General features: G+C 72.2%; 1 pseudogene. It reads right to left on the reverse strand.

The window, feature by feature from the left end:
* Positions 1 to 353 (reverse strand): annotated as a pseudogene (locus AC1DYG_RS21055) (hypothetical protein); the annotation flags it as partial.

Here is a 353-nt window from a genome sequence, read left to right on the forward strand (position 1 = left end):
GCCTCGACCACCCGGTCCACGAGCCGGTCGGGCAGCACCATCCAGCCCCGCCGCAACGCCGGCGACAGGCTCTTGCTGACCGAACCGAGGTACGCCACCCGGTCGGGGTCGAGATCCTGCATCGCACCCACCGGCTGCCGGTCGTACCGGAACTCSCCGTCGTAGTCGTCCTCGAGCACCAGTCCATCGACGGTGCGCGCCCAGTCCATCACCGCCGCACGACGTTCCGGATGCAGCGGCCCGCCGATCGGGAACTGGTGGGCCGGCGTGAGCAGCACCGCGGCTGCCCCCGACGACACCAGTTCCCCGACCCTCGCCCCGTCCTCGTCCACCGTCAGCGGCACCGTGCGCAG

This window comes from Pedococcus sp. P1_H8, from assembly GCF_056405175.1.